Raw genomic sequence first — 26,396 nt, 5'->3', positions numbered from 1 at the left:
CGGTTTTCGTTTACACTGCCATGATTTAGCATATTTCAGGGAAAAGACTATGTTGCGATATTTAAACCAGTGCTCGAGAGGACGCGGAGCCTGGCTCCTGATGGCCTTCACCGCTTTCGCTCTTGAGCTGGTTGCGCTGTGGTTCCAGCACGTTATGTTGCTGCAGCCCTGCGTCATGTGTATTTACGAACGCTGCGCGCTCCTGGGCATTATGGCGGCCGGTATTGTCGGCGCCATCGCCCCGAAAACGCCGCTGCGCTACGTGGCGCTGGTTATCTGGCTCTACAGCGCGCTGCGGGGGCTACAGCTGGCATGGGAACATACCATGATTCAGCTTCACCCTTCTCCGTTCCAGACCTGCGATTTTGCCGCCCGTTTTCCAACGTGGCTGCCGCTGGATAAGTGGTTGCCGCAGATGTTCGTGGCCAGCGGCGACTGTTCCGTGCGCCAGTGGGAGTTCCTGACGCTGGAGATGCCGCAGTGGCTGGTGGGGATCTTTGCCGCCTATCTGGTTGTGGCGCTGCTGGTTCTGATTGCGCAGCCGTTCAAACCGAAAAAACGCGATCTGTTCGGCCGCTAAGCCCGTCGCGCTAAACCCGCGGCGCTAGAGTAAAACCTGTCAGAGAAACCGCTGGCAGGTTTTTTTTGCCTCATCTCCTATCGTTCTCCACGATGCCGAAGATTCGGCGATGAAAAGGTCCGGCGAGGCCGCTGCTTCTGCCCGACGTTCGGTGAGCGCAGCGGTCGCCGGTACAGCGCCTTTGGGGCGTTTTTTCTCTCCCGCGAGTTGACGTCAGACCCCATAAGTTTCATATTAAATACATCTTATTTTTGTCCGCTAAGGAGCTCAAGATGTCCCACCTGCGTATTCCGGCTAACTGGAAAGTTAAGCGCTCCACCCCCTTCTTCACCAAAGAGAACGTCCCTGCCGCCCTGCTCACCCACCACAACACCGCCGCCGCCGTTTTCGGCCAGCTCTGCGTGATGGAAGGTACCGTGACTTATTACGGCTTTGCCGACGAGCAGGCGACGGAGCCGGAGGTCAAAGTGGTGATTAACGCCGGGCAGTTTGCAACCAGCCCGCCTCAGTACTGGCATCGCATCGAATTGAGCGACGATGCCCAGTTCAATATCAACTTCTGGGTTGAGGATGACGCCGACGGCGAAAATGGGCTATTCCACAGCAAAAAGTCGTAATCCCGCCTACCGATGGCCGATAACAGAAAACCCGCCGATGGCGGGTTTTCTGTTTTAGCGGTTGTGCTTAGCTCCGCGGGCCGGGAGCGCTACTGCGCCCAGTCAGGCTTGTTGAGGATATGGTCCTGCCAGTCGTTAACGGTGGACTCTTTCACCGCAATATGACGTACGGAAATACGCTCCCCGTGCATCGCCGCCTTCGACCCGGTCAGCAGCGGATGCCAGTGCGGCAGCGGCTTGCCCTCCGCCAGCAGACGATAGGCGCAGGTTGGCGGCAGCCACTCAAAGGTCGGCAGGTTGTCTCGCGTCAGCTTAATGCAGTCCGGCTCATACTCGAAGCGCCGTTCATAGTTGCGACACTGGCAGGTTTTAATATTTAACTGACGGCAGGCGACGTTAGTAAAATAGATTTCGTCAGTATCCTCATCCATCAGCTTATGCAGGCAGCACTGTCCGCAGCCGTCGCACAGTGATTCCCACTCCGCATCGGCCATTTGCTCCAGCGTTTTGTGTTGCCAGAAGGGTTGTTCGCTCATAGGGATGTCCGTCATTGCAATTCAGGGTGCACCTTATAACCAGTCTGGCACGCCGATGCAAGTTTTGCCGCCTCTGAAGGCGGCAATAGGACGTTACAGCACGCGGGTCGACAGGGAGAAACCGTTAAAGCCAACTTCCAGCTCGTCGCCGCTGTTCAGCGGGCCGACGCCTTCCGGAGTGCCGGTCAGCACTACGTCGCCGGCCTTCAGGGTAAAGAAGCGCGACATATAGGCAATCAGCGGCACGATTTTATGGATCATATCGGCGGTGGTGCCCTGCTGGCGGACGGCGCCGTTCACCTTCAGGCTCAGCGCGGTGTTCTGCGGGTCGCCGTGGAACTCGGCTGCGGGGATAAAACCGGAGATCGGGCAGGAGTTGTCGAACCCCTTAGCTTTCTCCCACGGCTGGCCGGCTTTTTTCATTTTGCCCTGCAGGTCGCGCAGGGTCAGATCCAGCGCCACGCCGTAGCCCGCGATCGCCTTAAGCACGTGCTCTTCGGTCGCCTGGCGCAGCGTGCTGCCAATCAGCACCGCCAGTTCCACTTCGTGATGCACCGATCCCAGCCCCTCGGGAAACACCAACGGCTGACGGATATCGCATAACGCCGTCTCAGGTTTAATAAACAGCACCGGTTCTTCCGGCGTCGCACTGCCCATTTCCTTGATGTGGTTTGCATAGTTGCTGCCCACGCAAACGACCTTGCTTACCGGAAAATCCAGTAATGCTCCCTGCCAGTTATGATGTTGGTACATTATTTCCCCTTAGTGGGTGAATCACAGTGATACCCTTTTCCTTCAGGCCGCCCCGGCGCGAACGACGTTCCCCTGCCGGCAGTCTGAATTTTTTAAGGATTATTCCCCTGTTCCGCCAGGTGTTTCTTGAGTAAATTCTCAGACGGTGGCGGAAGCTGCAGATAATAGCCCTGATCGCTCAATGCCTGTTTGACTTTTTCCAGGTCAGCGCCGACCAGTTTTTTACGCCCGTCGAGCGGCAGCAGCATGGTCATTTTCGGCGTGCCGAAGCTGCTCATTAATTCAGGGGGCACGCGTGAGAAATCGTCCTTTTTTTCGACATATAAATAGGTTTGCTCACGTTTAGTACTTCGATAGATCACACAAAACATAGTTTTACCCGGAATTAAACTCGTGGTCACTTGCCTCAATATATGAGTGACTATAACATGCCTTTTAGTCTTCGGAATATCACCGCACTTCGGCGGGTGATAAACAGCAAATTGAGTAAGGCCAGGATGTCAAATACGCCAATCGAACTTAAGGGCAGTAGCTTCACCTTATCTGTCGTTCATTTGCACGACGCAAATCCCGAGGTTATTCGTCAGGCGTTAGAAGACAAAATCGCCCAGGCTCCCGCTTTTTTACGTCACGCTCCGGTGGTTGTGAATATTAGCAGCATCGAGAACGTCGTCGACTGGCGCGCCATGCAGGAGGCTATCGCCGCCACCGGTTTACGCGTTATCGGCGTAAGCGGCTGCAAAGCCCCGCGGCTGAAAACGGAAATCGACCGCACCGGGATCCCTTTACTGACGGAAGGGAAAGAAAAAATGCCCCGTCAGGCGCCGCCGGAACCGGTCGTCGCCCCGCCAGTTGTTAATCAGATCACAAAAACGCGTTTGATTGACCAGCCGGTACGTTCCGGTCAGCGCATTTATGCGCCAAACTGTGATCTAATTGTTACAAATCATGTGAGTGCCGGCGCGGAACTTATCGCCGACGGTAATATCCATGTATATGGCATGATGCGCGGTCGCGCACTCGCGGGCGCAGGCGGCGACAGGGAAGCGCAAATATTTTGTTCGCACCTCACGGCGGAGCTGGTGTCCATCGCTGGGGAATACTGGCTGAGTGATAATATCCCGGCCGAATTTTATGGCAAAGCGGCGCGTCTGCGTCTGGGCGATAACGCTTTGACTATTCAACCGTTGAGTTAGTCCCTTTTTAACAAGGAATTTCTATGGCACGCATTATTGTTGTGACTTCGGGTAAAGGGGGCGTTGGCAAGACCACCTCCAGCGCGGCCATCGCTACTGGCTTGGCCCAGAAGGGGAAGAAGACCGTCGTTATCGACTTCGACATTGGCCTGCGTAACCTCGATCTGATCATGGGCTGCGAGCGCCGGGTGGTTTATGACTTCGTTAACGTTATTCAGGGTGACGCCACGCTGAATCAGGCGCTAATCAAAGATAAGCGCACCGAAAACCTCTACATCCTCCCCGCTTCCCAGACGCGTGATAAAGACGCGCTGACCCGCGAAGGCGTAGACAAGGTTCTTGAAGAACTGAAAAAAATGGATTTCGATTTTGTTGTCTGCGATTCACCTGCGGGCATCGAAACCGGTGCGCTGATGGCGCTGTACTTCGCTGACGAAGCCATCATCACCACTAACCCGGAAGTCTCCTCCGTTCGTGACTCCGACCGCATCCTCGGTATTCTTGCGTCCAAATCCCGCCGCGCGGAAAATGGCGAAGAGCCGATTAAAGAGCATCTGCTGCTGACCCGCTACAACCCAGGTCGCGTCAATAAAGGCGACATGCTGAGTATGGAAGACGTGCTGGAAATCCTGCGTATCAATCTGGTAGGCGTGATCCCGGAAGATCAGTCCGTGCTGCGCGCGTCGAACCAGGGTGAACCGGTTATTCTGGATGACTCATCGGACGCCGGTAAGGCCTATGCCGATACCGTCGAACGTCTGCTCGGAGAAGAACGTCCTTTCCGCTTCATTGAAGAAGAGAAGAAAGGTTTCCTCAAACGCCTGTTCGGAGGATAAATTATGGCATTACTCGACTTTTTTCTCTCGCGGAAAAAGAACACGGCCAACATTGCGAAAGAGCGCCTGCAAATCATCGTTGCGGAGCGACGTCGCGGCGATGCTGAACCGCATTACCTGCCGCAGCTACGAAAAGATATTCTGGAAGTGATCTGTAAGTATGTGCAGATCGACCCGGAAATGGTCAGCGTGCAGCTGGAGCAGCGAGACGGTGATATTTCGATTCTGGAGTTGAACGTGACTTTACCAGAAACGGAAGAGTCGAAATCCTGACGCAGCCTCCTCCCGATAGCCTTGCGCTATCGGGCCAGTTTGCGGCATAGCCCGGAGATGCCCTCCGGGCTATTTGCCGTTGCCTAGCGCGGATATTCGCTTAACAGCGCCCGCAGGCGATCGGCCATCAGCTCGCTACGCCAGCCGGAAATCAGCTCCGGCAGCGCATTTCCGCTCTTCAGCTGCCAGTGCCAGTTCAGCAGCTGGTTAATCTGCCTTCTCGACGCCAGCAGCTCGGCGCTCAGCCCCGTTTCGCTGCTCACCTCCTGCACCAGCGCTTTAATCTCTTTAAACACCTTGCGGTATCCCGGCATATCGATCAGGTTTTGCAGCGGTTCAGGCAACGCCTCTTCCGGCAGCTCCTGCGCTTTCGCCACCAGGCTTATCAGCGTCTTGCCGTGGAAGCGAATTTCGCTGCCCGACAGCCCGAGGCTATCGAGCTCGCCGAGGCTGCCGGGCATATAGCGCGCCACGCTCCACAGATGCTCTTCACGCACGACAAAATTGACCGCCATGTCGCGATCGCGCGCTTTGCGCAGGCGCCACTCCGCCAGCAGCTGCAGGCAGCCGAGCTGGCGGGTACGCAGTTGCCAGGCGTTGCCGATATCGCGCCACGCCTGCGCAGGATCCTGCACCTCCTGGCGGCGCTGCTGCATCAGGCGGCACTCGTCCAGCGCCGCGGGCAGCCAGCCGGCCGCCTCCGTTTCGGCCATCAGCCTGCTGGCGATGGGCAGCAGATACCAGACGTCCGCCGCGGCGTAGTCGCACTGACGCTCGGTCAGCGGACGGGCCAGCCAGTCGGTACGCGATTCGCTCTTATCCAGCGCCACTCCGGAGTACTCCTCGACCATCGAGGCAAAGCCCCATGACATCGGGCGACCGCAGAAGGCCGCCAGAATTTGGGTATCAATCAGCGGCTGCGGCATCAGGCTAAAGGTGTTGAGGAACACTTCCAGATCTTCGCTGCCGGCATGCAGGTATTTGGTGACGCTGTGATTCAGCAGCAGTTCACGCATCGGTGCCCAATCGGTGATTTCCAGCGGATCGATGAGCGAAACCTGCTCGCCGTCAAACAGCTGCAGCAGTCCCAGCTGCGGATAATAGGTGCGGGTGCGGACAAATTCCGTATCCAGCGCAACCGCCGCTGCCGCGCTTGCCGCTTCACAGACGGCGCGAAGACCGTCGTTGGTGGTAATCATCTGATAGTTCAAATCATGCTCTCTTAACTGGCGCCCATAAAAAACGCCGGCTTGGCCGGCGTCTGGCGATTCACTCTTAGCTCAGGCTTTATTGTCTACTTTAGCACGAGCTTCGTCACGAAGTTCTCGCCGTAAAATTTTTCCGACGTTCGATTTTGGCAGCTCATCACGAAACTCAACCAGCTTGGGAACCTTATAGCCCGTCAGCTGGCGACGGCAGAAGGCGATCAGCGCCTCTTCGGTCAGCGAGGCCTCTTTCTTGACGACAAAAATCTTCACCGCTTCGCCGCTGCTGCCGGACGGTACGCCGACCGCCGCTACTTCCTGAACCCCGGAGTGCTGCATCACCACGTCTTCAATTTCGTTGGGGTAGACGTTAAACCCGGAGACCAGAATCATATCTTTTTTACGATCGACAATCCGCAGGAAGCCATCGTCGTCCATCACCGCAATATCGCCGGTGTGCAGCCAGCCGTCTTTGATGATCTCCGCGGTGGCGTCCGGGCGCTGCCAGTAGCCGAGCATCACCTGCGGGCCTTTCACGCACAGCTCGCCCGGTTGGCCCGGCGCGACTTCGTTATCATCATCGTCCACCAGCTTCGCCTCGGTCGACGGCACGGGCAGCCCGATGCTTCCGCTGTGGTAGTCAATATCGTGGGGGTTAACGCTAACCAGCGGCGCGCACTCGGTCAGGCCGTAGCCCTCCAGCAGATACTGTCCGGTGAGCTTCACCCAGCGCTCGGCCACAACCTGCTGGACCGGCATCCCGCCGCCGGCAGAGAGGTGCAGCGTGGAGAAGTCGAGCTGCTGAAACTCTTTGTTATTTAGCAGCGCGTTAAACAGGGTATTGACCCCGGTCATCGCGGTAAACGGATATTTAGCCAGCTCCTTCACCAGCCCCGGAATATCCCGCGGATTAGTAATCAGCAGGTTCTGTCCGCCAAGTTCAATAAACAGCAGGCAGTTCATGGTCAGCGCAAAAATGTGGTACAGCGGTAAAGCCGTCACCACCAGCTCTTTGCCCCGGTGCAGCAGCGGCCCGTAGGTAGCGTTGACCTGTTCAAGGTTGGCCAGCATATTGCGATGGGTCAGCATGGCCCCTTTCGCCACGCCGGTGGTACCGCCGGTGTACTGCAGGAACGCCAGATCTTCACAGACGATTTCCGGCTTGACGTACTGCATCCGGTAGCCTTGCTGCAGCGCGCTGCGAAACGAGAGGGCGTCGGGCAGATGATATTTTGGCACCAGCCGCTTGATATATTTGACGACGAAGTTAACCAGGGTGCCTTTCGCCGTCGACAGCTGATCGCCCATGCGCGTCAGGATAACGTGACGGACCTGGGTTTTATCGACCACCTTCTCCAGGGTATGGGCAAAGTTTGAGACGATCACAATCGCCGCGGCGCCGCTGTCGTTGAGCTGATGCTCGAGCTCGCGCGGCGTATACAGCGGGTTGACGTTAACGACGATCATCCCGGCGCGCAGAATCCCGAACAGCGCAATGGGGTACTGCAGCAGGTTGGGCATCATCAGCGCCACGCGGTCGCCCTTTTGCAGCCCCAGGCCCTGCTGAAGGTAAGCGGCAAAGGCGCGGCTGCGCTCCTCCAGCTTACGGTAGGTCATCACCTCGCCCATGTTGATAAACGCCGGCTGGTCGGCATAGCGCGCGGCGGCGTGTTCAAACAGTTCCACCAGGGATTGATAGCGGTCAGGGTTTATCTCCGCAGGAACATCGGCGGGATAACGGTTTAGCCAAACCTTTTTCACTGCATCACCTCTGAAATAGTTATTCGTCGTCATCACAGCCCCTGATCAACAAACATTTTGTTAACATTATATTAACTCAGCGTACCAGTTTATTAATTAGGCGTTTTGCAGGTTGCGAAGCGCGTCACTATTTATTTTTCTTATCAGACCAAAAATGAAGAAACAGCGGACTGGCCGCTGTTTCTTTTAGCTTACAAATAGCTTATAAAAACCGCAAAATCATTCGGTTACCACGCTCCTGACTTCCGCCGGGCCCGGGTTATACCAACCCCAGCCGCCGTAGCCCCACGGGGATGGGCCATAGCCCCAGCGACGCGGGCCGTAAATCCACGGGTCAATCGGCTGCGGCGGCATAACCACCTGCTGCACAACGTTCCAGCGCTTGTAGCCGATGACGTTCATCTGCATAAACTTGTACGGCGTGCCGCCGACCTTACCGTCGACGGTGCCGGTAATCGGGCCAACCACCGTCACCAGCTGGCCGCGGAAGTCGACCGGTTCGAGGAAGCCGTTAACGTCGGCGAAGATACGCCCGCGCGAGGGCTCGCCCAGTTCCGGCCGGGCGGCGCTATCCAGCGGCACCGTGGCGATTTCTAAGCGGGTTTTGCCCTGCTGATTCATGATGTTGACTACTTTGCCGCCAAAGCGAGCTTCCTGGCCAACGTACAGCTGCGGTGCGGCCATCACCTGCACTAAATCCTGCTGCGGCGTCGGGGTTGAGCCCTTGATGGCATCCGGCACCGAAACACAGCCGCTTAACGCGGCGGCAACGGCCCCCGCCAACAGCCAACGCACTACTTTTTTAGTTTGACCCGCCATGATGCGACTCCTTCTCTCAGTCTTATGCTTACTGAGATTCATCCTCGGCCAGGAAGTTTCTTCCAGGCCACTTCGTTACGCAAATAAACCGGCTCGGCGTGCTCTACGGCCACGGTTTTACCAGCTGCAAGCAGGTGACAGGCCAGCGGCAGCATATCTTCCGCCGTCGGCAGCGCAATTTCGCCGTCGCTTAAGGTCAGCGCGGAATCCTTCGCCAGATCGGGCCACGCCGCCCAGCCGGTACCCACGGTTGCCCAGCTTCCCGCCAGCTGCTGCAGGCGTTCGCTGACGGCCTCCGGCTTGAGGACCGCTTCGCTCTCTTCGCCGTGCCACACGCCCTGCTCGTCGCGCTGATACTCCGCCCAGTAAACCTCGCCCATGCGGGCGTCAATGGCGGCCAGCACGCGGGTGGCGCCGGTTTTACGCCATGCGCCCTGCGCCATAGCGGCCAGCGTAGAAACGCCGATCATCGGCAGTTCGGCGCCGAGCGCCAGGCCCTGGGCAATGCCGATGCCGATGCGCACGCCGGTAAAGCTGCCCGGCCCGCGGCCGAACACCAGCGCATCCAGGTCGGTCAGCAGGACGTTGCTTTCGTTAAGGACATCCTGCACCAGGGGCAGAATACGTTGCGTATGTTCGCGGGGGCAGATTTCGAAATGTGCACAAAGGGTGCCATCATTCCACAGCGCCGCGGAGCAGGCCTCCGTGGCGGTATCGATAGCCAAAATTCGCATGAGTTGTCGCGCTCTCGCTCTAGCAGATTGACAAAATGGCGCGCAGTTTATCACATTTTACGCCGGATCACCGCCCCGGCGGCACGGCGAGGAAGCGCACCGCCCGGCGGATATCGCGGGTTCGCGGCGCCGGGGGCAGGCTGGCGAGAAATACCGCGCCGTAGGGGCGCATCACTAGCCGGTTATCGCAAATGACCAGCACGCCGCGGTCGTCAATATCGCGGATCAGGCGCCCCACACCCTGCTTGAGGGTAATCACCGCATCCGGCAGCTGCACCTCGTCGAACGGATCGCCGCCGCGCAGCCGGCAGTCTTCCATGCGCGCCTTCAGCAGCGGATCGTCGGGAGAGGTAAAGGGAAGCTTATCGATAATCACCAGCGATAGCGCATCGCCGCGCACGTCAACCCCTTCCCAGAAGCTGCTGGTCGCCACCAGCAGCGCGTTGCCGGCGCTGACGAACTGCTGCAGCAGCTGCCCTTTGCTGGTCTCTCCCTGCAGGAGAACCGGCAGCGTCATAGTGGCGCGGAACTGCTCCGCCAGATCGCGCATCATGGCGTGGGAGGTGCACAGCATAAAGCAGCGCCCGTCGTTAGCCTCAATCAACGGCTTGAGCATCGCCGCCAGATGGCGCGCCGCGCCGGGCTGATTCGGCAGCGGCAGATTGCGCGGCACGCAGAGCAGCGCCTGGTGAGCGTAGTCGAACGGGCTGGGCAGCAGCAGCGCCTCGGCCTCTTCAATACCAAGACGAGAGGTAAAGTGGCGCAGATCGTCATTAACCGACAGCGTTGCGGAGGTGAAAATCCAGCTGCCGGGCTTCTGCGCCATCACTTCTTTAAACTTTTCGGCGACGGTGAGCGGAGTCAGGGCCAGCGTAAAGTGGCGCGAGGTGCACTCATACCAGTAGCTGAAGCCCGGCTGGTTAATCTCCTTCAGCCGCTTGAGCCGCGCGCGGTAGACCGTCGCCCGCTCAAAGGCGGCATCCAGCAGCGCGGAGCGGCCAAGCGAGAGCTTCGCCACGTCGTAACAGAGTTCCAGGGCGTCATCGAGCAACAGCAGCGCGCGCTGGATATGGCTCTCGGCCAGCAGGTCGCGCAGGTTGCCGCGGTAGCCCGGCTCCCCGAGCTGCAGGCGAAAATCCTGCGCGCTCTGGGCCAGACGGTCGGCGCACTTTTGCAGCTGCTGGGTATCTTTCAGTTCGGTGCGATAGGCAATGGTGATGTCTTTCGCCAGGTCCTGCAGCTGGCGGCTGGAGAGCGACTGGCCAAAATACTGGCTGGCGATATCCGGCAGCTGGTGCGCTTCATCGAAGATCATCACCTCCGCTTCGGGAATGAGCTCCGCAAAGCCGCTCTCTTTCACCACCATATCGGCGAGGAACAGGTGATGGTTGACCACCACCACGTCGGCATCCATCGCCTTTTTGCGCGCCTTGACCACGAAACAGTCTTTATACAGCGGGCAGTCGCTGCCAAGGCAGTTGTCGTTGGTGCTGGTGACCAGCGGCCAGGCCTGGGAGTCCTCCGCCACGCTGACGCAGGTGCTGACGTCGCCGTCGATGGTTTGATTCGACCACGATCGCAGCAGGATAACGTCGCTCAGAATCTGCACCGGCAGATCGCCCCCGGCCAGCGCCTGCTGCTCGAGGCGTTCCAGGCACAGGTAGTTCGATCGCCCCTTCAGCAGCGCCAGCTTGCCGCTAAATTTCAGCGCTTTGGCGACGGTGGGCAGGTCGCGGCTGTAGAGCTGATCCTGCAGCGCCTTCGAGCCGGTGGAGATAATCACCTTTTTGTTGGCCCGCAGCGCGGGCGCCAGGTAGGCGTAGGTTTTACCGGTTCCGGTCCCTGCTTCAACCACCAGAGGCCGCGTTTCCTCAATAGCCTGCGTCACAGCCAGCGCCATCTGGCGCTGCGGCTCGCGCGGTTTGAATCCCGGAATCGCGTTGGCCAACTGGCCGTCTGCTGCAAAATCGTCGATCACAATGCCCCCTGGTTATTTGGACAGTGATTATGTCAGGGAGGCGCTCTTTTCACCAGCCCGGGTAGTGACGCGGGCGGAACATTATGGCAGTCTTGCCCCGTCAAATGGATATACCCGTCGTCTTTCGGGCGCTTTCCGCGCCGGTTCCGCCGGCAAAGCCGCCTGAAATTCATTGGATAGAGAGGAAACTGAAATGACTATTACGCGTATCGATGCCGAAGCCCGCTGGTCTGATGTGGTGATCCACAACCAGACGCTTTACTACACCGGCGTGCCGGCAAATCTCGACGCGGGCGCTGAAGAGCAAACCGCCAATACTCTGGCGCAGATTGATGCGGTGCTTGAGAAACAGGGTAGCAACAAATCGCGTATTCTCGACGCCACCATTTTCCTTGCGGACAAAAGCGATTTTGCCGCGATGAACAGAGCCTGGGACGCCTGGGTTATTGCCGGTCACGCGCCGGTTCGCTGCACCGTGCAGGCCGCGCTGATGAAAGCAGAATACAAGGTCGAAATTAAAATTATCGCCGCCGTCTGATTACGCGTCTTCGCTTTCGTCTTCGTCGTCATCATCTTCAAAGCGCGCTACGATCCGGTCGCCGGTATGCGTGGCGCGCAGTTCGTTGGCCACCAGGCTAATTGCCTCGCCGCTGCTCATCCCCTGCGACATCAGCTCCTGGATACGCTCAACCGCTTTTTGCTGCTGCTCGTGGCTCAGCGAAGGTAAACCTGCAAACATAACTTACTCCTGCTACATTGTGGGGCGTAATTATTTCACGCCGTCCCCTTATTAGCCAGCGGGCGGTAACGATCAGGATCGAGGTAGATGTTGTCCCCCGCTATTATTACCCTGCCCTGGCATCCGGATGCCGCCGAGCGCTACTTTGCGCCGCTAAGCGCAGCGCCCTGGGCGATGCTGCTGCATTCAGGCTTTGCCGATCATCCGCATAACCGTTTTGATATTATGGTGGCCGAGCCGCTTGCAACGCTGACTACCCGCGGCGGCATCACCACGGTGAGCGACGGCCACGCGCTGACGACCTCCGCCGACGACCCGCTAAAAATAGTGGCGCAGCGGCTGGCGCAGTGCGGATTAGCGCCGCAGGCCCATCCGCACCTGCCGTTCCTTGGCGGCGCGCTGGGGCTGTTCGGCTACGATCTGGGGCGCCGCTTCGAAAACCTGCCGTCGCAGGCCGAGGCGGATATTGCGCTGCCGGATATGGCGATCGGCATTTACGACTGGGCGCTGATCGTCGATCACCAGCGTTGTGAAGTCTCGCTGCTGAGCTACGGCGATCCCCATGCGCGGCTGCAGTGGCTGACGGCACAATCGGCCCCAGCGGCGGCCCCTTTTAGCCTGACCTCGGCCTGGCGCTCGAATATGAGCCGCGAGCAGTACGGCGAGAAATTTCGCCAGGTGCAGGCGTGGCTGCAGAGCGGCGATTGCTACCAGGTCAATCTGGCCCAGCGCTTCCAGGCCCGCTATCAGGGCGACGAGTGGCAGGCATTTTGCCAGCTTAATCGCGCCAACAGGGCCCCGTTTAGCGCCTTTATCCGCCTCGAGGAGGGCGCGGTGCTGAGCCTCTCTCCGGAGCGTTTTATCCAGCTTCATCAGGGTGAAATCCAGACCCGGCCGATTAAAGGCACCCTGCCGCGGCTGGCCGATCCGCAGCAGGACGCCCGCCAGGCGGAAAAGCTGGCTCACTCGCCGAAGGATCGCGCTGAAAACTTGATGATCGTCGACCTGATGCGCAACGATATAGGCCGGGTTGCCGAGCCCGGCAGCGTACGCGTGCCGGAGCTCTTCGTCGTCGAACCCTTCCCGGCGGTCCATCACCTGGTAAGTACCATTACCGCAAGGCTACCGTCCCATCTTCACGCCAGCGACCTGCTGCGCGCGGCGTTTCCCGGCGGTTCCATTACCGGCGCCCCCAAGGTTCGCGCGATGCAAATTATCGACCAGCTGGAGCCGCAGCGGCGCAACGCGTGGTGCGGCAGCATCGGCTATCTCAGCCTGTGCGGCAATATGGACACCAGCATTACGATCCGCACCCTGACGGCATGGCAGGGACAGCTATACTGCTCTGCGGGCGGCGGGATTGTCGCGGATAGCGAAGAAGACGCCGAATACCAGGAAACGTTTGATAAAGTTAACCGTATTCTGCAACAACTGGAGAGCTAGGATATGGCGGATAGCGCCCTTGAGCTGGACGACTTTCTTTCACGCTTTCAATTACTGCGCCCGCAGCCTTCGCAAAGCGCCCTGAATCAGCGCCAGGCCGCGGTGCTGGTGCCGATCGTCCGTCGCCCGCAGCCGGGGCTGCTGCTCACCCAGCGCTCGCCGCGACTGCGCAAGCACGCCGGCCAGGTGGCCTTCCCGGGCGGCGCGGTCGATAACAGCGACGCGACGCTGATTGCCGCCGCGCTCCGGGAGGCGCAGGAAGAGGTGGCTATTCCTCCTGAACAGGTGGAGATCATCGGCGTCCTGCCGCCGGTGGATAGCGTGACCGGCTTTCAGGTGACCCCGGTAGTGGGGATTATTCCGCCAAATCTGCGCTATCACGCCAGCCAGGATGAAGTGGCGGCGGTCTTTGAAATGCCGCTGGCCGAAGCGCTGCGCCTGGGCCGCTATCATCCGCTGGACGTCCATCGCCGCGGGAACTCACATCGGGTCTGGCTTTCGTGGTACCAGCATTATTTTGTCTGGGGAATGACCGCGGGGATTATCCGCGAGCTGGCCCTGCAAATCGGCGTCAAACCCTGACGCCTTAGCCAACTTTGCGCAGCCGCCCTGCGAGCTGCGCTGCCCCGTCAGACTCCCCCGCGACGCGCTTTACCTGCCTTCTCCTGACGACCTCATCGGCCGCATTATTTCGGGTATATACTTAACTATGACGGCGCTCGCAGCATTAGTAAATTCATGGTTATCCATTAGTTTAATTCATGTGAATAGTTAAGCTGATGCTACGGTTCCCTCTTACACTATGCGCAGTTATCACATCGTTGCCGCAGCCGCGGCAACCCTGTACTGGAGTGTTATGGTGATTAGTATATTCGACATGTTCAAGGTGGGGATTGGTCCCTCATCTTCCCATACTGTAGGGCCGATGAAGGCCGGTAAACAGTTCGTCGATGACCTGGTCGAAAAGGGACTACTTAATGACGTAACGCGCGTGGCGGTTGACGTCTACGGCTCGCTGTCATTAACCGGCAAAGGCCACCACACGGACATCGCCATTATCATGGGGCTGGCGGGCAATCAGCCCGATACGGTCGACATTGACGCGATTCCGGCATTTATTCGCGACGTAGAAGCGCGCGGACGCCTGCTGCTGGCGCAAGGGCAGCAGGAAGTCGACTTCCCGCAGGATGACGGCATGCGTTTTCGCAGCGACAACCTGCCGCTGCACGAAAACGGGATGACGATCCATGCCTGGGCCGGTGACAAAGAGATCTACAGCAAAACCTACTACTCCATCGGCGGCGGTTTTATCGTCGACGAAGAGCATTTCGGCAAAGAGAATGCGGGCGAGCTCAGCGTTCCCTACCCGTTTAAATCGGCGCAGGAGATGCTCGGCTACTGCAAAGAGAGCGGGCTGTCGATCTCCGGGATGGTGATGCAGAACGAACTGGCCCTGCACGACAAAAAAGAGATCGAAGACTATTTCGCCAACGTCTGGCAGACCATGCGCGCCTGTATCGACCGCGGTATGAATACCGAAGGCGTACTCCCCGGGCGGCTGCGCGTACCGCGCCGCGCCTCCGCGCTGCGCCGCCTGCTGGTGGCCAGCGATAAGCTCTCCAGCGACCCGATGAACGTCATTGATTGGGTGAACATGTTTGCCCTCGCCGTCAACGAAGAGAACGCCGCCGGCGGCCGCGTCGTCACCGCCCCGACCAACGGCGCCTGCGGGATTGTGCCCGCAGTGCTGGCCTACTATGACCACTTTATTGAATCGGTCAGTCCTGATATCTATATCCGCTACTTTATGGCGTCTGGCGCCGTGGGTGCGCTGTACAAGATGAACGCCTCTATTTCCGGCGCTGAAGTGGGCTGCCAGGGCGAGGTTGGCGTGGCGTGCTCGATGGCCGCCGCCGGTCTTGCAGAGCTGCTCGGCGCCAGCCCGGAGCAGGTGTGCGTGGCGGCCGAGATCGGCATGGAGCACAACCTTGGCCTTACCTGCGATCCGGTCGCCGGCCAGGTTCAGGTGCCGTGCATCGAACGCAACGCTATCGCGTCGGTTAAAGCGATTAACTCCGCGCGCATGGCGATGCGCCGCACCAGCGAACCGCGCGTCTCCCTCGATAAAGTTATCGAGACGATGTACGAAACCGGCAAGGATATGAACGCCAAGTATCGCGAGACCTCCCGCGGCGGTCTGGCCATTAAAGTACAGTGTGACTAAACCATCGCAAACGAAATGCGCCCTGACCGGCGCATTTTTCTTCTGCAATTCATTTACATCCACTACACTTACCCTCTGACGATTGATATTCTGAAGGTTACTCAGAGTCGACAGGGTGTCGCGCATGCAGACTGCACATAAAGTCATCACGACATACCGCCGCAAACGTATTGCCGTATGTTTAATTGTTGCGTTGTTAACGCTAACCACCACGCTGGTTATCCGATTTATTTCACAGCGTAGCCTAAATCAGCAGCGGATCCAGACGGTCACCGACCAGATGGTGACGGCCATGGATAAAATTCTTCTCCCGCTGGAAAACCAGCACCAGCCGATGCTCAATTTCGTCGGCCAGCCGTGCCGGGATGTTCACCTGCCCTTACGCAAACTCGTGGCCACGCTACAAACGGTGCGGACCATCGCGCTGGTGAAGTCCGGTATTCTTTACTGCTCCAGTATTTATGGCGAACGTAATATTAACCTTCATCAGCGCCAGCCGATGCTGCCGAGCAATCGTCCTCTTCTGGCATTCTCCACCGATGGTTCGCTTCTGGTCGGCTCGCCGGTACTAATTCGCTGGTATCCTGCCTCCCTTCGCGGCGCCGACGGCGTGATGTTGATGATTAATATTGAGCTGCTGGGGGAGTTAATTCTCAACGCGAAATCACCGCTGATTACCGGTATTGGGCTGCAGGTGGGAGATAAAAGCTTTATTTACGGCCTTGGACTGGTGGACCGCGACGCCATTCCGGGCGAGCGTATCATTTATCGCCAGAGCTCTTCTCAGTTCCCCTTTACCATCAACGTCAGCGGTCCAGGAGCCACGGCTATCACCCTCAACGACCTGCCCGCCGAGCTGCCGCTGGCGCTGATCCTCAGCCTGTTGATGACCGGCATTGCCTGGCTAACCACCGCCGGCAGGCTCAGCTTCTCCCGGGAAATCAGCTTCGGCATCGCTTCACGTGAGTTCGAGCTTTGGTGCCAGCCGCTGGAGGATCTGCGCAGCCAAAGATGCTGCGGAGTCGAGATACTGCTGCGCTGGAACAATCCGCGTCGGGGCAACATTTCCCCCGATGTCTTTATTCCCATCGCCGAGGGCTACAACCTTATTGTTCCCCTCACCCGCTACGTGATCTCGGAAACCGCGCGCCAGCTCAACCTCTTCCCACAGGAAAAAAACTTCCATATTTCGATCAACGTCGCGGCCCGCCATTTTGCCAACGGCGAGCTGCTGCGCGATCTGCATCACTACTGGTTTAGCGCCCATCCCGTTCAGCAGCTGGTGGTGGAGCTGACGGAACGCGACGTGCTGCAGGATGGCGATAGTCATATGTCCGAACATCTGCATTTCAAAGGCGTCCAGCTGGCGATCGACGATTTCGGTACCGGCAACAGCTCGCTGTCCTGGCTGAAAAAACTGCGCCCCGATATCTTAAAAATTGATAAGTCCTTCACCAGCGCTATCGGCATCGACAGCGTCAATTCGACGGTAACGGATATGATTATTGCCCTCGCGCGTCGCCTGGACATCGTTACCATCGCGGAAGGGGTTGAGACCGAGGAGCAGGCGGAGTATCTGCGCAGCCACGGCGTCGATATCCTGCAGGGGTTTCGCTACGCCCGGCCGATGCCGGTAAACGAATTCCCGCAGTGGCTGGCGGCGCAGGATCGCACGGCAGGTGCGCGGAAGGAATAGCCAGTAGCCTGCCGGCCCCTTGCGGAGGCCGGCAGGTGGCGGGATTACTCTTCTTCTTCGTCGTGCTCGTGGCGCGTTTTGACGACGCGGACCAGATCGACGCGGTAGCTGTTGGCCTCAACGATTGTGAACCGCAGCGGCTCCAGTTCAACCACGTCGCCGGTGCGCGGGATATGGCCGTTGACGGCAATCACCAGCCCGGCCACCGTCGCAATATCCTCTTCTTCGTTGACGATATCATCCAGCCCCAGCGTCTGCTGCAGCGCGTGGAGATCGGTCGAGCCTTTGATCAGCCAGCCATCGCCATCAGCAACGATCTCTGGCGTCTCATCGGCGTCCGGGAACTCGCCGGCAATCGCCTCCAGCACGTCCAGAGGCGTCACCAGTCCCTGCACCACGCCGAACTCGTTGGTCACCATGACGAAGCTGCCGCGGGCCCTGCGCAGGACGCCCAGCAGATTGATCGGATCCAGGGTTTCCGGAACCACAATCGCCGGCGACGCCGAGGCGAGCGCCGCCACGTTCTCACCGGCCTCCAGGGCCACCAGCATCTCTTTGGCGCGCACGATACCGATGATCTCATCCAGCTCGCCCCGGCACACCGGGAACAGGCTATGCGGGGAGGAGAGCAGCTGGCGGCGAATCTCATCTTCGCTCTGCTCGGCGTCCACCCAGCTGATTTCACCGCGCGGCGTCATGATGCCGCGCAGCGAGCGCTGCGCGAGGGTCAGCACGCCGTTAATCATATAGCGCTCTTCTTCGGCAAACGCGCCTTCCGGCACCGGTACCGCAGAAGGCATGTCGCCATCGTGGGTCGCCGGATTTTGCTTACGGCTTCCCATCAGGCGCAGGATCGCATCGGCGGTACGCGCGCGCAGCGGCAGCGTCGACTGATGGCGGATAAAGTTGCGCCGCGCCACCTGGTTGAAGAACTCAATGATGATGGAGAAACCGATCGCGGCGTACAGGTAGCCTTTCGGGATATGGAAACCAAAGCCTTCAGCCACCAGGCTCAGGCCAATCATCAGCAGGAAGCTCAGGCACAGCACCACCACCGTGGGATGTTGGTTAACGAAGTGGGTCAGCGGCTTCGACGCCAGCAGCATCATCATCATCGCAATCACCACCGCAGCCATCATCACCGGGAGGTGATTCACCATCCCCACGGCGGTAATCACGGCATCCAGCGAGAACACGGCATCCAGCACGACGATCTGCAGCACCACCACCCAGAAGCTGGCGTACCCTTTACCATGACCGGCATCGTGCTGGCGGTTTTCCAGCCGCTCGTGCAGTTCGGTCGTCGCCTTGAACAGCAGGAATATCCCTCCCAGCAGCATAATAAGATCGCGCCCGGAGAAGGAGAAATCAGCGATGCTGAACAGCGGTTTGGTTAGGGTCACCATCCATGAAATAACCGACAGTAGCCCCAGACGCATGAACAGTGCCAGCGACAGGCCAATCAGACGCGCTTTATCACGCTGCTTTGGCGGCAGCTTATCCGCAAGGATGGCGATAAATACCAGGTTGTCGATACCGAGCACGATCTCAAGAACGACCAGCGTCAACAGGCCGATCCAAATAGAGGGATCCATTAAGAATTCCATGAGTTGCTCCAGTTAACGACGGGCGCAGTCATCGCGATGTCATGCACAGGCGAGACTATTATTGTTGGTAAAAAAGCGTAGCAGGTAGCGGTGGCAGCGAGGTGCCCAAAGGTGAAAAGACGTCGATGAGGGTCCATACGGCGGGCTATGCCCTATACTCCAGAGTAGTTAAATGGAAGCTAAACATAGCAAAAAATGGAGCCAGATTGGAAAAAAATTTACCTGTTTTTGCAATAGCTAAGGCTATTTTTTGCGCCGCGAATTTATTATTCGTCGATGCGTGATTTACGGATCTTCATCACATTAATTATTTTTTCACTATCTAAAATAATTCGCTGTAGTGATTATTTTAGATCTTACACCCTAACTGAATCGATTTTGTCCGCAAGAGTGATTCAGGATGTATCACAACAGATGATGCATTCACCATAATAAAGGAGGTAGCAAGTGACGATTGCTATTGTAATAGGCACACATGGTTGGGCTGCAGAACAGCTGCTGAAGACGGCGGAAATGCTGTTGGGCGAGCAGGAAAACGTTGGCTGGATTGATTTCGTTCCCGGTGAAAACGCCGAAACGCTGATCGAGAAGTACAACGCACAGCTGGCGAAGCTGGACACGACTAAAGGCGTGTTGTTTCTCGTCGATACATGGGGAGGCAGCCCGTTCAACGCAGCGAGCCGCATTGTCGTCGATAAAGAGCGCTACGAAGTCATCGCCGGCGTTAACATTCCCATGCTGGTTGAAACGCTGATGGCCCGTGACGACGATCCGTCGTTCGACGAGCTGGTGGCGTTAGCGGTGGAAACCGGTCGCGAAGGCGTCAAGGCGCTGAAAGCGAAAGCGGTTGAAAAAGCGGCTCCGGCTCCCGTTCAGGCGGCAGCGCCGCGCGCGGCAACCCCAGCTAAACCAATGGGTCCAAACGATTACATGGTTATCGGCCTGGCGCGTATCGACGATCGTCTGATTCACGGTCAGGTAGCGACCCGCTGGACCAAAGAAACCAACGTCACCCGTATTATTGTCGTCAGCGATGAAGTCGCCGCCGACACCGTACGTAAAACGTTGCTCACCCAGGTTGCACCTCCGGGCGTCACCGCCCACGTCGTTGATGTGGCTAAAATGATCCGCGTCTACAACAACCCAAAATACGCCGGCGAGCGCATTATGCTGCTGTTCACTAACCCAACTGACGTTGAGCGCGTTGTTGACGGTGGCGTGAAGATCACCACCGTTAACATCGGCGGCATGGCTTTCCGCCAGGGTAAAACGCAGGTGAACAACGCGATTTCGGTCGATGAGAAAGATATTGAAGCGTTCAACAAGCTGAACGCCCGCGGTATCGAACTGGAAGCACGCAAAGTGTCCACCGACCAGAAACTGAAAATGATGGACCTGATCGCTAAGGTTAATAAATAACCCTGCGCTCACGCCTGACTTTTCAACTTAAGACTTAATCAACAGGAGAAGTACAATGGAGATTACCCTTCTTCAGATTGTGCTGGTGTTCATCGTCGCGTGTATTGCGGGTATGGAGTCGGTACTTGATGAATTTCAGTTTCACCGTCCTCTGGTGGCCTGTACGCTGATTGGCGCCGTTCTCGGGGATATGAAAACCGGTATTATCATCGGTGGTACCCTGGAAATGATCGCCCTGGGCTGGATGAACATCGGCGCCGCCGTTGCGCCGGATGCCGCCCTCGCGTCCATCATCTCGACCGTGCTGGTTATCGCGGGCCACCAGAGCATTGGTGCCGGTATCGCGCTGGCTATCCCGCTGGCAGCAGCAGGCCAGGTTCTGACCATTATCGTTCGTACGATCACCGTTGCCTTCCAGCACGCTGCGGATAAAGCGGCGGAGAGCGGTAACCTGACGGCCATTTCCTGGCTCCACGTTTCGTCTCTGTTCCTGCAGGCGATGCGTATCGCTATCCCGGCGGTAATCGTCGCTATCTCCGTCGGTACCAGTGAAGTCCAGGGCCTGCTGAACGCCATTCCGGAAGTGGTAACCGGCGGTCTGAACATCGCGGGCGGCATGATCGTGGTCGTTGGTTACGCGATGGTCATCAACATGATGCGCGCAGGCTATCTGATGCCGTTCTTCTACCTCGGCTTCGTTACCGCTGCGTTCACCAACTTCAACCTGGTTGCTCTGGGCGTAATTGGTACCGTAATGGCAATCCTCTACATCCAGCTGAGCCCGAAATACAACCGCGTAGCGGGTGCGCCAGCGCAGGCTGCTGGTAATAACGATCTCGATAACGAACTGGACTAACAGGTGAGCGAAATGGTTGATATGACTAAAAATACCACCGAGAAAAAACTCACTCAGAGTGATATTCGTGGCGTGTTCATTCGTTCTAACCTGTTCCAGGGTTCATGGAACTTCGAACGTATGCAGGCGCTGGGCTTCTGCTTCTCTATGGTGCCGGCAATTCGTCGCCTGTACCCGGAGAATAACGATGCGCGTAAACAGGCGATTAAGCGTCACCTTGAGTTCTTTAACACTCACCCTTACGTTGCGGCGCCGGTTCTCGGCGTAACGCTGGCGATGGAAGAGCAGCGTGCTAACGGCGCGGAGATCGACGATGGTGCCATCAACGGTATCAAAGTCGGCCTGATGGGTCCGCTGGCAGGCGTCGGCGACCCGATCTTCTGGGGCACCGTGCGTCCGGTATTCGCGGCGCTGGGCGCCGGTATCGCGATGAGCGGCAGCCTGCTTGGTCCTCTGCTGTTCTTTATCCTCTTTAACGCGGTACGCTTGCTGACCCGTTACTACGGCGTCGCGTACGGTTACCGTAAAGGTATCGACATTGTTAAAGATATGGGCGGCGGCTTCCTGCAGAAACTGACCGAGGGGGCATCGATTCTCGGCCTGTTCGTCATGGGGGCGTTGGTTAACAAGTGGACGCACGTCAACATCCCGCTGGTGGTGTCCACCATCACCGGTCAGGATGGCCAGACTCGCGTGACCACCGTGCAGACGATCCTCGACCAGCTGATGCCGGGTCTGGTGCCTCTGCTGCTGACCTTCGCCTGTATGTGGCTGCTGCGTAAGAAAGTTAACGCCCTGTGGATCATCGTTGGCTTCTTCATCATCGGTATCGTTGGCTACGCCATCGGCCTGCTGGGACTGTAATTATCCTGCTGTACGCCGGGGGCTTGCCCCCGGCTTTTTTTTAGCTTTTGTTCGGAGGATCGATGACACTCACGGATCTGGTGCTGGTGCTGTTTATTTTGCTTCTGCTGGCATTTGCGATTTATGACCAGTTTATTATGCCGCGCCGTAACGGCCCGCAGCTGCTTATCGTTTCCCTGCTCCGTCGCAGCCGCGTGGATGGGATTATCTTCGTCGGTCTCATCGCCATACTGATTTATAACAACATTATCAGCCACGGCACGCCTATCACCACCTGGTTATTATCTGCTCTGGCGTTAATGGGGTTCTACCTGTTCTGGATCCGCACGCCGAAGATCATCTTCAAAGAGTCTGGTTTTTTCTTCGCCAATATCTGGATTGAATATAACCGTATTAAAGAGATGAATTTATCGGAAGACGCCGTGCTGGTGATGCAATTAGAGCAACGGCGCCTGCTTGTTCGCGTACGAAATATCGACGATCTGGAGAAGATATACAAACTTCTTGTTTCTACTCAATAAGTTAAAAATATAGCCTGCGCTATATTTCAGCCCATTATGGCAGCGGGATATATAGCCCTTGCTATATTCCATCTGCCAGTTCACCTCATATTTATTAACCAATTCTTGACACCTAAAATCAAATGAAAATCGTTATCATTTGGTTATGGAAATATCTAAATGGTGTTATTGTTTTATATTCTAAAAATATGTTAAGGTTGCGCCCGTCGTTGGGGAGTAGCCAATCTTCTGTCCGCCAGGCCAGAAGGTGTACGTGTCAACATACTCGTTGCAAAACGTGGCACGTACGGGTTGAAGAACGCATTCAATCAGGCGAGACCATAGACATATCGCTGCGGTACGCAATATATAATCATTAGTCTTATTGCGTATATTTACTGGGGGCAGCGATGTGTCATATGGAATATCCCCGGTCAGGACGCACTGATGAACTTATCCGCAATGATTCTTCTGGCTTTTGGCATGTCCATGGATGCCTTCGCCGCCTCTATCGGTAAGGGTGCAACTCTTCACAAACCTAAATTTTCCGAAGCGTTACGCACCGGGCTTATCTTCGGCGCGATTGAAACGCTGACCCCGCTTGTCGGCTGGGGGATGGGGATGCTTGCCAGCCAGTTCGTCCTCGAGTGGAATCACTGGATTGCCTTTGTGCTGCTGGTCTTCCTCGGAGGCCGAATGGTAATTGAAGGCCTTCGCGGCGGCGCCGACGATGAGTGTGAAACGCCCCATCGCCACGGCTTTTGGCTGCTGGTCACCACCGCGGTTGCCACCAGCCTTGACGCGATGGCGGTTGGCGTCGGTCTGGCATTCCTGCAGGTGAACATCATCGCTACCGCGCTGGCGATTGGCTGCGCGACGCTGGTGATGTCAACGCTGGGTATCATGCTGGGACGCTTTATCGGCCCGCTGCTCGGCAAACGGGCTGAAATTCTCGGGGGGATTGTGCTGATCGGTATCGGTGCCGAAATTCTCTGGAGCCACTTCGCCGGTTAGCGGTCAGGCATCACGCTGCCAGCAGTGGATCATAAAGTCGGTCTGGCAGCTGAATAACGCCTGCTCGCGCAGAGCCTCCCGAACCGGCGGCTTCGCCCGCCATGCAAACGGCGTCATCTGCAGCAGCGCCTCGGCCTCACTTCCGCTTAGCGTCATTGGATAAGCCAGCTGCTGCTCATGGCGCAGGGTGAAGCCGGCCATCTCTTCCATATTCTGCTCGTGCAGATGCACCTCGTCGTAAATCAGGCCTTTCAGTTCAAGCAGATGCTTCGGCCCCGGCGTCGCGGTAATCACCCAGCCGCCGGCCCTGACAACCCGCGCCAGCTCGCGAGCGTTACAGGGAGCATAGATCCGCACTACCGCATCAAAGCTGGCATCAGCAAACGGCAGACGCTGGCTGGAAGCGACGCAGAAATTAACCTGCGGATAGCGTTTGGCCGCCGCGCGTACCGCGGATTTCGATACGTCGAGCCCCCAGCAGTTGGCTGAAATAGCGGCAAATGCGTGAGTGTAGTAGCCTTCGCCGCAGCCGATATCCAGCAGGTCGGCTGGCGCATGGCTGTGCAGAAACTCGCCGATCGCATCGCGCAGAGGCCGGTAGTGGCCGGCATCAAGAAAGGCGCGTCGCGCCTGCATCATCTCGGCACTATCGCCCGGATCGCGCGAACGTTTGAACTGCACCGGCAGCAGGTTAACGTACCCCTCCTTCGCTAAATCAAACTGATGCCGCTGCGGGCAGATATAGCTATTTTCACGGCGCTCAAGCGGCGCGTGGCAAAGGGGGCAACTGTAAGACATGACAACTCCGGTGTCGCTGAAAGAGCGAAAGTGTAGCGTTATTCGCTCTTTCAGACCACTGTTACAGCGCCGGCGGCGCGGCATCGCCATTATGCATCACGATCAGATTTTCCGAACCCTGCGGCATCCCGTCCGGCATCACATTTTCGAGGCGTAAAACATCGCCCATGATCTGGCTAAACACCGGCGCCGATATGGCCCCGCCGTAGTAGGCCCCGTTGCTGGGATCGTTAATCATCACCACCAGCGCAAACTGCGGGTTGCTGGCCGGCGCCACGCCTGCGGTATACGCAACATATTTATCGATATACTTGCCATCCGGACCGATTTTTTTCGCGGTCCCGGTTTTCACCGCAATACGGTAATCGCGCACGGCGGCTTTCGTTCCGCCGCCGCCCGGCAGCGCCACGCTCTCCATCATATGTTCCACCTCATGAACAATCGGCTCCGGCATCACCCGGGTACCAATCACCGGCGGGTCGATGCGGGTAATGGATAGCGGGCGCTCAATACCAAAACCGCCGATAGTGGCATAGACATGCGCCAGCTGCAGCGGGGTAACCATCAGACCGTAGCCGAAGGCAAAGGTCGCGCGATCCAGCTGGCCCCAGTAGCGGCGCTGGGGCATCAGCCCCGCACTTTCGCCGGTGAGCCCCAGCCCGGTGGGATCGCCGAAACCGAAGGCTTTATAGGTATCGATAAGATGCTGTACCGGCATGGCCAGCGACAGATGCGAAACCCCGGTATCGCTGGATTTTTGCAGGATCCCGGTCAAGGTCAGCTCCGGGTAGTAGCCAACATCGCGAATACGGTGACCATCCAGCACAAAGGGATGGGTATCCACCACGCTGTCCGGCTGCACAATCCCCTGCTGCAGCGCCGTCATCACCACCAGCGGTTTGACCGTGGAGCCTGGCTCAAAGATATCGCTGATGGCGCGATTACGGAAATCATCCAGTTTAGCGTCATCCCGGTTATTGGGGTTGAAATCCGGATAGCTGGCCATCGACAGAATTTCACCGGTGTCGATCTTAATCAACACCGCTGCGCCCGACTCCGCTTTATTCCAGTTTACGGCGTTATCCAGCGCATCTTCGGTGACCGTCTGCAGGCGTTCATCGATACTCAGCTGAATATTGTGTGCCGGAACCGACGCCTCCTCGGTAATATTCTCAATCACCTGGCCATGACGGTCTTTGCGCACCAGCCGGCGCCCCGGTTTGCCGGTAAGCTGGGCATTAAAGCTTTTCTCAATCCCTTCAATGCCGTGGTTATCGATATTGGTAAATCCCAGCAGGTTAGCCGCCACGTGCCCCGCGGGATAAAAGCGGCGCGACTCATCGCGCAGGTTGATTCCCGGCAGATGCAGTTTGTCGATCCATTCAGCCTGCTCCGGGTTAACCTGGCGAGCCAGGTAGATAAAGCGCATATGCGGATGGCTCGCCACCCGTTTGGCCAGCTCGCTCAGGTTGAGGTGCAGCGCCTCGGCCATCGCCTGCCAGCGCGGGCCGTAGCCGACGCCCCCTTTTTCCACTATCGTTTGCGGGTCGGCCCAGATGGCGCTAACCGGTACGCTGACCGCCAGCGGGCGGTTCTCGCGGTCGCTTATCATTCCGCGCTGAACGTCGATAGGCTCTTCGCGCAGAGAACGCATATCCTCTTGTTTCACCAGATTATCGGGGGAGACAATCTGCAGCCACCCTACCCGGCCCAATAACAGCCCAAGGCAGCTGAGGATCGCCGCACACAGTAGCCCAAAGCGAATCGGGGTGAAATTCGCGCCTGACTTAGATTTGTTCTTTTGCACCGTAGCTCCAGCATTATTTTGCAACCCTCTGATTTAACAGTAAATCGACAAAACAGGATGCGAAACAGTGCTAATAAAGGTGTTGTTTTGCAACAAAGCGCAACGAAGGGGGGGGGAATCGGAAATGTCTTGCAATAAATG

27 protein-coding genes are annotated in these 26,396 nt (G+C 57.6%); 15 read left to right on the top strand and 12 right to left on the bottom strand.

Annotation, left to right across the window (positions count from 1 at the left end):
• The first annotated feature begins 49 nt into the window (after nucleotides 1–49).
• Both dsbB and AC1M2H_RS11425 read left to right on the top strand, forming a co-directional pair.
• A complete protein-coding gene (gene dsbB / locus AC1M2H_RS11430) occupies nucleotides 50–580 on the top strand; it encodes a disulfide bond formation protein DsbB (protein WP_480151428.1) in 531 nt (176 codons plus the stop codon).
• Between the two features lie 272 nt (nucleotides 581–852).
• Nucleotides 853–1,197 carry a TehB family protein gene (locus AC1M2H_RS11425; RefSeq protein ID WP_041146175.1) on the top strand — a complete coding sequence of 115 codons (345 nt, stop codon included), beginning with the start codon at nucleotides 853–855 and terminating at the stop codon, nucleotides 1,195–1,197.
• Between the two features lie 89 nt (nucleotides 1,198–1,286).
• On the opposite strand, the gene AC1M2H_RS11420 is transcribed toward AC1M2H_RS11425, so the two are convergent.
• The 3 genes from AC1M2H_RS11420 to AC1M2H_RS11410 all read right to left on the bottom strand — a co-directional run bounded on the left by AC1M2H_RS11420 (nucleotide 1,287) and on the right by AC1M2H_RS11410 (nucleotide 2,857).
• The gene (locus tag AC1M2H_RS11420) at nucleotides 1,287–1,733 is read right to left on the bottom strand and encodes a YcgN family cysteine cluster protein (RefSeq protein ID WP_426814369.1); all 447 of its coding nucleotides are present in this window, start codon (nucleotides 1,731–1,733) and stop codon (nucleotides 1,287–1,289) included.
• A gap of 93 nt (nucleotides 1,734–1,826) precedes the next feature.
• Nucleotides 1,827–2,486, bottom strand: a complete 660-nt coding sequence (locus AC1M2H_RS11415; protein WP_480151427.1) for a fumarylacetoacetate hydrolase family protein — start codon at nucleotides 2,484–2,486, stop codon at nucleotides 1,827–1,829.
• A gap of 92 nt (nucleotides 2,487–2,578) precedes the next feature.
• Nucleotides 2,579–2,857: a YcgL domain-containing protein gene (locus AC1M2H_RS11410; protein WP_480151426.1), complete on the bottom strand. Its 279-nt coding sequence runs from the start codon at nucleotides 2,855–2,857 to the stop codon at nucleotides 2,579–2,581.
• Between the two features lie 126 nt (nucleotides 2,858–2,983).
• Between AC1M2H_RS11410 and minC the strand changes: the two genes are divergently transcribed.
• Genes minC through minE form a run of 3 tightly spaced genes read left to right on the top strand, consistent with a single transcriptional unit; the run spans nucleotide 2,984 to nucleotide 4,791 of the window.
• Entirely contained in the window at nucleotides 2,984–3,682 is a 699-nt protein-coding gene (minC, locus tag AC1M2H_RS11405; RefSeq protein ID WP_480151912.1) for a septum site-determining protein MinC, read from the top strand.
• Nucleotides 3,683–3,705: 23 nt separating this feature from the next.
• Nucleotides 3,706–4,518 (top strand): septum site-determining protein MinD, encoded by an 813-nt coding sequence (minD, locus tag AC1M2H_RS11400; RefSeq protein ID WP_480151425.1) that lies wholly within the window; start codon nucleotides 3,706–3,708, stop codon nucleotides 4,516–4,518.
• 3 nt (nucleotides 4,519–4,521) lie between these two features.
• Nucleotides 4,522–4,791: a cell division topological specificity factor MinE gene (minE, locus tag AC1M2H_RS11395; protein ID WP_002910902.1), complete on the top strand. Its 270-nt coding sequence runs from the start codon at nucleotides 4,522–4,524 to the stop codon at nucleotides 4,789–4,791.
• A gap of 83 nt (nucleotides 4,792–4,874) precedes the next feature.
• Here the strand turns inward: minE and rnd are convergent, their stop codons facing one another.
• From rnd to yoaA, 5 genes are all read right to left on the bottom strand, one after another.
• The gene (gene rnd / locus AC1M2H_RS11390; protein ID WP_480151911.1) at nucleotides 4,875–5,990 is read right to left on the bottom strand and encodes a ribonuclease D; all 1,116 of its coding nucleotides are present in this window, start codon (nucleotides 5,988–5,990) and stop codon (nucleotides 4,875–4,877) included.
• Nucleotides 5,991–6,071: 81 nt separating this feature from the next.
• Nucleotides 6,072–7,757, bottom strand: coding sequence for a long-chain-fatty-acid--CoA ligase FadD (gene fadD / locus AC1M2H_RS11385; RefSeq protein WP_480151424.1), 1,686 nt, complete (start codon nucleotides 7,755–7,757; stop codon nucleotides 6,072–6,074).
• 219 nt (nucleotides 7,758–7,976) lie between these two features.
• Nucleotides 7,977–8,576, bottom strand: a complete 600-nt coding sequence (locus AC1M2H_RS11380; RefSeq protein WP_480151423.1) for a Slp family lipoprotein — start codon at nucleotides 8,574–8,576, stop codon at nucleotides 7,977–7,979.
• 38 nt (nucleotides 8,577–8,614) lie between these two features.
• Entirely contained in the window at nucleotides 8,615–9,310 is a 696-nt protein-coding gene (gene tsaB / locus AC1M2H_RS11375) for a tRNA (adenosine(37)-N6)-threonylcarbamoyltransferase complex dimerization subunit type 1 TsaB (protein ID WP_480151422.1), read from the bottom strand.
• A 67-nt stretch (nucleotides 9,311–9,377) separates the two neighbouring features.
• Nucleotides 9,378–11,288, bottom strand: coding sequence for a DNA repair helicase YoaA (gene yoaA / locus AC1M2H_RS11370; protein WP_480151421.1), 1,911 nt, complete (start codon nucleotides 11,286–11,288; stop codon nucleotides 9,378–9,380).
• Nucleotides 11,289–11,481: 193 nt separating this feature from the next.
• Here yoaA and AC1M2H_RS11365 point away from each other — a divergent pair, with 193 nt between their 5' ends.
• The gene (locus AC1M2H_RS11365) at nucleotides 11,482–11,826 is read left to right on the top strand and encodes a RidA family protein (protein WP_480151420.1); all 345 of its coding nucleotides are present in this window, start codon (nucleotides 11,482–11,484) and stop codon (nucleotides 11,824–11,826) included.
• On the opposite strand, the gene AC1M2H_RS11360 is transcribed toward AC1M2H_RS11365, so the two are convergent.
• A complete protein-coding gene (locus AC1M2H_RS11360) occupies nucleotides 11,827–12,027 on the bottom strand; it encodes a YoaH family protein (RefSeq protein WP_480151419.1) in 201 nt (66 codons plus the stop codon).
• 87 nt (nucleotides 12,028–12,114) lie between these two features.
• Between AC1M2H_RS11360 and pabB the strand changes: the two genes are divergently transcribed.
• The 4 genes from pabB (at nucleotide 12,115) to AC1M2H_RS11340 (ending at nucleotide 17,390) form a co-directional block, all read left to right on the top strand.
• Nucleotides 12,115–13,470, top strand: coding sequence for an aminodeoxychorismate synthase component 1 (gene pabB, locus AC1M2H_RS11355; RefSeq protein ID WP_480151418.1), 1,356 nt, complete (start codon nucleotides 12,115–12,117; stop codon nucleotides 13,468–13,470).
• Nucleotides 13,471–13,473: 3 nt separating this feature from the next.
• Nucleotides 13,474–14,052, top strand: a complete 579-nt coding sequence (locus tag AC1M2H_RS11350) for a CoA pyrophosphatase (RefSeq protein WP_480151417.1) — start codon at nucleotides 13,474–13,476, stop codon at nucleotides 14,050–14,052.
• A 277-nt stretch (nucleotides 14,053–14,329) separates the two neighbouring features.
• The gene (sdaA, locus tag AC1M2H_RS11345) at nucleotides 14,330–15,694 is read left to right on the top strand and encodes an L-serine ammonia-lyase (RefSeq protein ID WP_480151910.1); all 1,365 of its coding nucleotides are present in this window, start codon (nucleotides 14,330–14,332) and stop codon (nucleotides 15,692–15,694) included.
• 124 nt (nucleotides 15,695–15,818) lie between these two features.
• Nucleotides 15,819–17,390, top strand: coding sequence for an EAL domain-containing protein (locus AC1M2H_RS11340; RefSeq protein WP_480151416.1), 1,572 nt, complete (start codon nucleotides 15,819–15,821; stop codon nucleotides 17,388–17,390).
• Between the two features lie 44 nt (nucleotides 17,391–17,434).
• On the opposite strand, the gene yoaE is transcribed toward AC1M2H_RS11340, so the two are convergent.
• On the bottom strand, nucleotides 17,435–18,997 hold the full coding sequence (gene yoaE / locus AC1M2H_RS11335) for a CNNM family cation transport protein YoaE (RefSeq protein WP_480151415.1): 1,563 nt from the start codon (nucleotides 18,995–18,997) through the stop codon (nucleotides 17,435–17,437).
• 447 nt (nucleotides 18,998–19,444) lie between these two features.
• Between yoaE and manX the strand changes: the two genes are divergently transcribed.
• The 5 genes from manX to mntP all read left to right on the top strand — a co-directional run bounded on the left by manX (nucleotide 19,445) and on the right by mntP (nucleotide 23,650).
• Nucleotides 19,445–20,416, top strand: a complete 972-nt coding sequence (gene manX / locus AC1M2H_RS11330; protein ID WP_464415323.1) for a PTS mannose transporter subunit IIAB — start codon at nucleotides 19,445–19,447, stop codon at nucleotides 20,414–20,416.
• A 55-nt stretch (nucleotides 20,417–20,471) separates the two neighbouring features.
• A complete protein-coding gene (locus AC1M2H_RS11325) occupies nucleotides 20,472–21,272 on the top strand; it encodes a PTS mannose/fructose/sorbose transporter subunit IIC (protein ID WP_045859157.1) in 801 nt (266 codons plus the stop codon).
• 12 nt (nucleotides 21,273–21,284) lie between these two features.
• Entirely contained in the window at nucleotides 21,285–22,136 is an 852-nt protein-coding gene (locus AC1M2H_RS11320) for a PTS mannose transporter subunit IID (protein WP_426814362.1), read from the top strand.
• 62 nt (nucleotides 22,137–22,198) lie between these two features.
• The gene (locus AC1M2H_RS11315) at nucleotides 22,199–22,657 is read left to right on the top strand and encodes a DUF986 family protein (protein WP_480151414.1); all 459 of its coding nucleotides are present in this window, start codon (nucleotides 22,199–22,201) and stop codon (nucleotides 22,655–22,657) included.
• Between the two features lie 426 nt (nucleotides 22,658–23,083).
• Entirely contained in the window at nucleotides 23,084–23,650 is a 567-nt protein-coding gene (gene mntP, locus AC1M2H_RS11310) for a manganese efflux pump MntP (protein ID WP_480151413.1), read from the top strand.
• Nucleotides 23,651–23,653: 3 nt separating this feature from the next.
• On the opposite strand, the gene rlmA is transcribed toward mntP, so the two are convergent.
• Both rlmA and ftsI read right to left on the bottom strand, forming a co-directional pair.
• Nucleotides 23,654–24,448, bottom strand: a complete 795-nt coding sequence (gene rlmA / locus AC1M2H_RS11305; protein WP_480151412.1) for a 23S rRNA (guanine(745)-N(1))-methyltransferase — start codon at nucleotides 24,446–24,448, stop codon at nucleotides 23,654–23,656.
• A gap of 61 nt (nucleotides 24,449–24,509) precedes the next feature.
• The gene (ftsI, locus tag AC1M2H_RS11300) at nucleotides 24,510–26,255 is read right to left on the bottom strand and encodes a peptidoglycan glycosyltransferase FtsI (RefSeq protein WP_480151411.1); all 1,746 of its coding nucleotides are present in this window, start codon (nucleotides 26,253–26,255) and stop codon (nucleotides 24,510–24,512) included.
• Nucleotides 26,256–26,396 lie beyond the last annotated feature (141 nt).

Source organism: Klebsiella sp. F11 (genome assembly GCF_056712265.1).
This window is presented reverse-complemented; position numbering and strand designations above follow the sequence as displayed.

Bases quoted from the DNA above. Each gene is read 5' to 3' on its own strand.
- dsbB (WP_480151428.1), top strand. From the start codon at position 50: ATGTTGCGATATTTAAACCAGTGCTCGAGAGGACGCGGAGCCTGGCTC.
- AC1M2H_RS11425 (WP_041146175.1), top strand. From the start codon at position 853: ATGTCCCACCTGCGTATTCCGGCTAACTGGAAAGTTAAGCGCTCCACC.
- AC1M2H_RS11420 (WP_426814369.1), bottom strand. From the start codon at position 1,733: ATGAGCGAACAACCCTTCTGGCAACACAAAACGCTGGAGCAAATGGCC.
- AC1M2H_RS11415 (WP_480151427.1), bottom strand. From the start codon at position 2,486: ATGTACCAACATCATAACTGGCAGGGAGCATTACTGGATTTTCCGGTA.
- AC1M2H_RS11410 (WP_480151426.1), bottom strand. From the start codon at position 2,857: ATGTTTTGTGTGATCTATCGAAGTACTAAACGTGAGCAAACCTATTTA.
- minC (WP_480151912.1), top strand. From the start codon at position 2,984: ATGTCAAATACGCCAATCGAACTTAAGGGCAGTAGCTTCACCTTATCT.
- minD (WP_480151425.1), top strand. From the start codon at position 3,706: ATGGCACGCATTATTGTTGTGACTTCGGGTAAAGGGGGCGTTGGCAAG.
- minE (WP_002910902.1), top strand. From the start codon at position 4,522: ATGGCATTACTCGACTTTTTTCTCTCGCGGAAAAAGAACACGGCCAAC.
- rnd (WP_480151911.1), bottom strand. From the start codon at position 5,990: ATGATTACCACCAACGACGGTCTTCGCGCCGTCTGTGAAGCGGCAAGC.
- AC1M2H_RS11380 (WP_480151423.1), bottom strand. From the start codon at position 8,576: ATGGCGGGTCAAACTAAAAAAGTAGTGCGTTGGCTGTTGGCGGGGGCC.
- tsaB (WP_480151422.1), bottom strand. From the start codon at position 9,310: ATGCGAATTTTGGCTATCGATACCGCCACGGAGGCCTGCTCCGCGGCG.
- AC1M2H_RS11365 (WP_480151420.1), top strand. From the start codon at position 11,482: ATGACTATTACGCGTATCGATGCCGAAGCCCGCTGGTCTGATGTGGTG.
- AC1M2H_RS11360 (WP_480151419.1), bottom strand. From the start codon at position 12,027: ATGTTTGCAGGTTTACCTTCGCTGAGCCACGAGCAGCAGCAAAAAGCG.
- pabB (WP_480151418.1), top strand. From the start codon at position 12,115: ATGTTGTCCCCCGCTATTATTACCCTGCCCTGGCATCCGGATGCCGCC.
- AC1M2H_RS11350 (WP_480151417.1), top strand. From the start codon at position 13,474: ATGGCGGATAGCGCCCTTGAGCTGGACGACTTTCTTTCACGCTTTCAA.
- AC1M2H_RS11340 (WP_480151416.1), top strand. From the start codon at position 15,819: ATGCAGACTGCACATAAAGTCATCACGACATACCGCCGCAAACGTATT.
- yoaE (WP_480151415.1), bottom strand. From the start codon at position 18,997: ATGGAATTCTTAATGGATCCCTCTATTTGGATCGGCCTGTTGACGCTG.
- AC1M2H_RS11325 (WP_045859157.1), top strand. From the start codon at position 20,472: ATGGAGATTACCCTTCTTCAGATTGTGCTGGTGTTCATCGTCGCGTGT.
- AC1M2H_RS11320 (WP_426814362.1), top strand. From the start codon at position 21,285: ATGGTTGATATGACTAAAAATACCACCGAGAAAAAACTCACTCAGAGT.
- AC1M2H_RS11315 (WP_480151414.1), top strand. From the start codon at position 22,199: ATGACACTCACGGATCTGGTGCTGGTGCTGTTTATTTTGCTTCTGCTG.
- mntP (WP_480151413.1), top strand. From the start codon at position 23,084: ATGAACTTATCCGCAATGATTCTTCTGGCTTTTGGCATGTCCATGGAT.
- rlmA (WP_480151412.1), bottom strand. From the start codon at position 24,448: ATGTCTTACAGTTGCCCCCTTTGCCACGCGCCGCTTGAGCGCCGTGAA.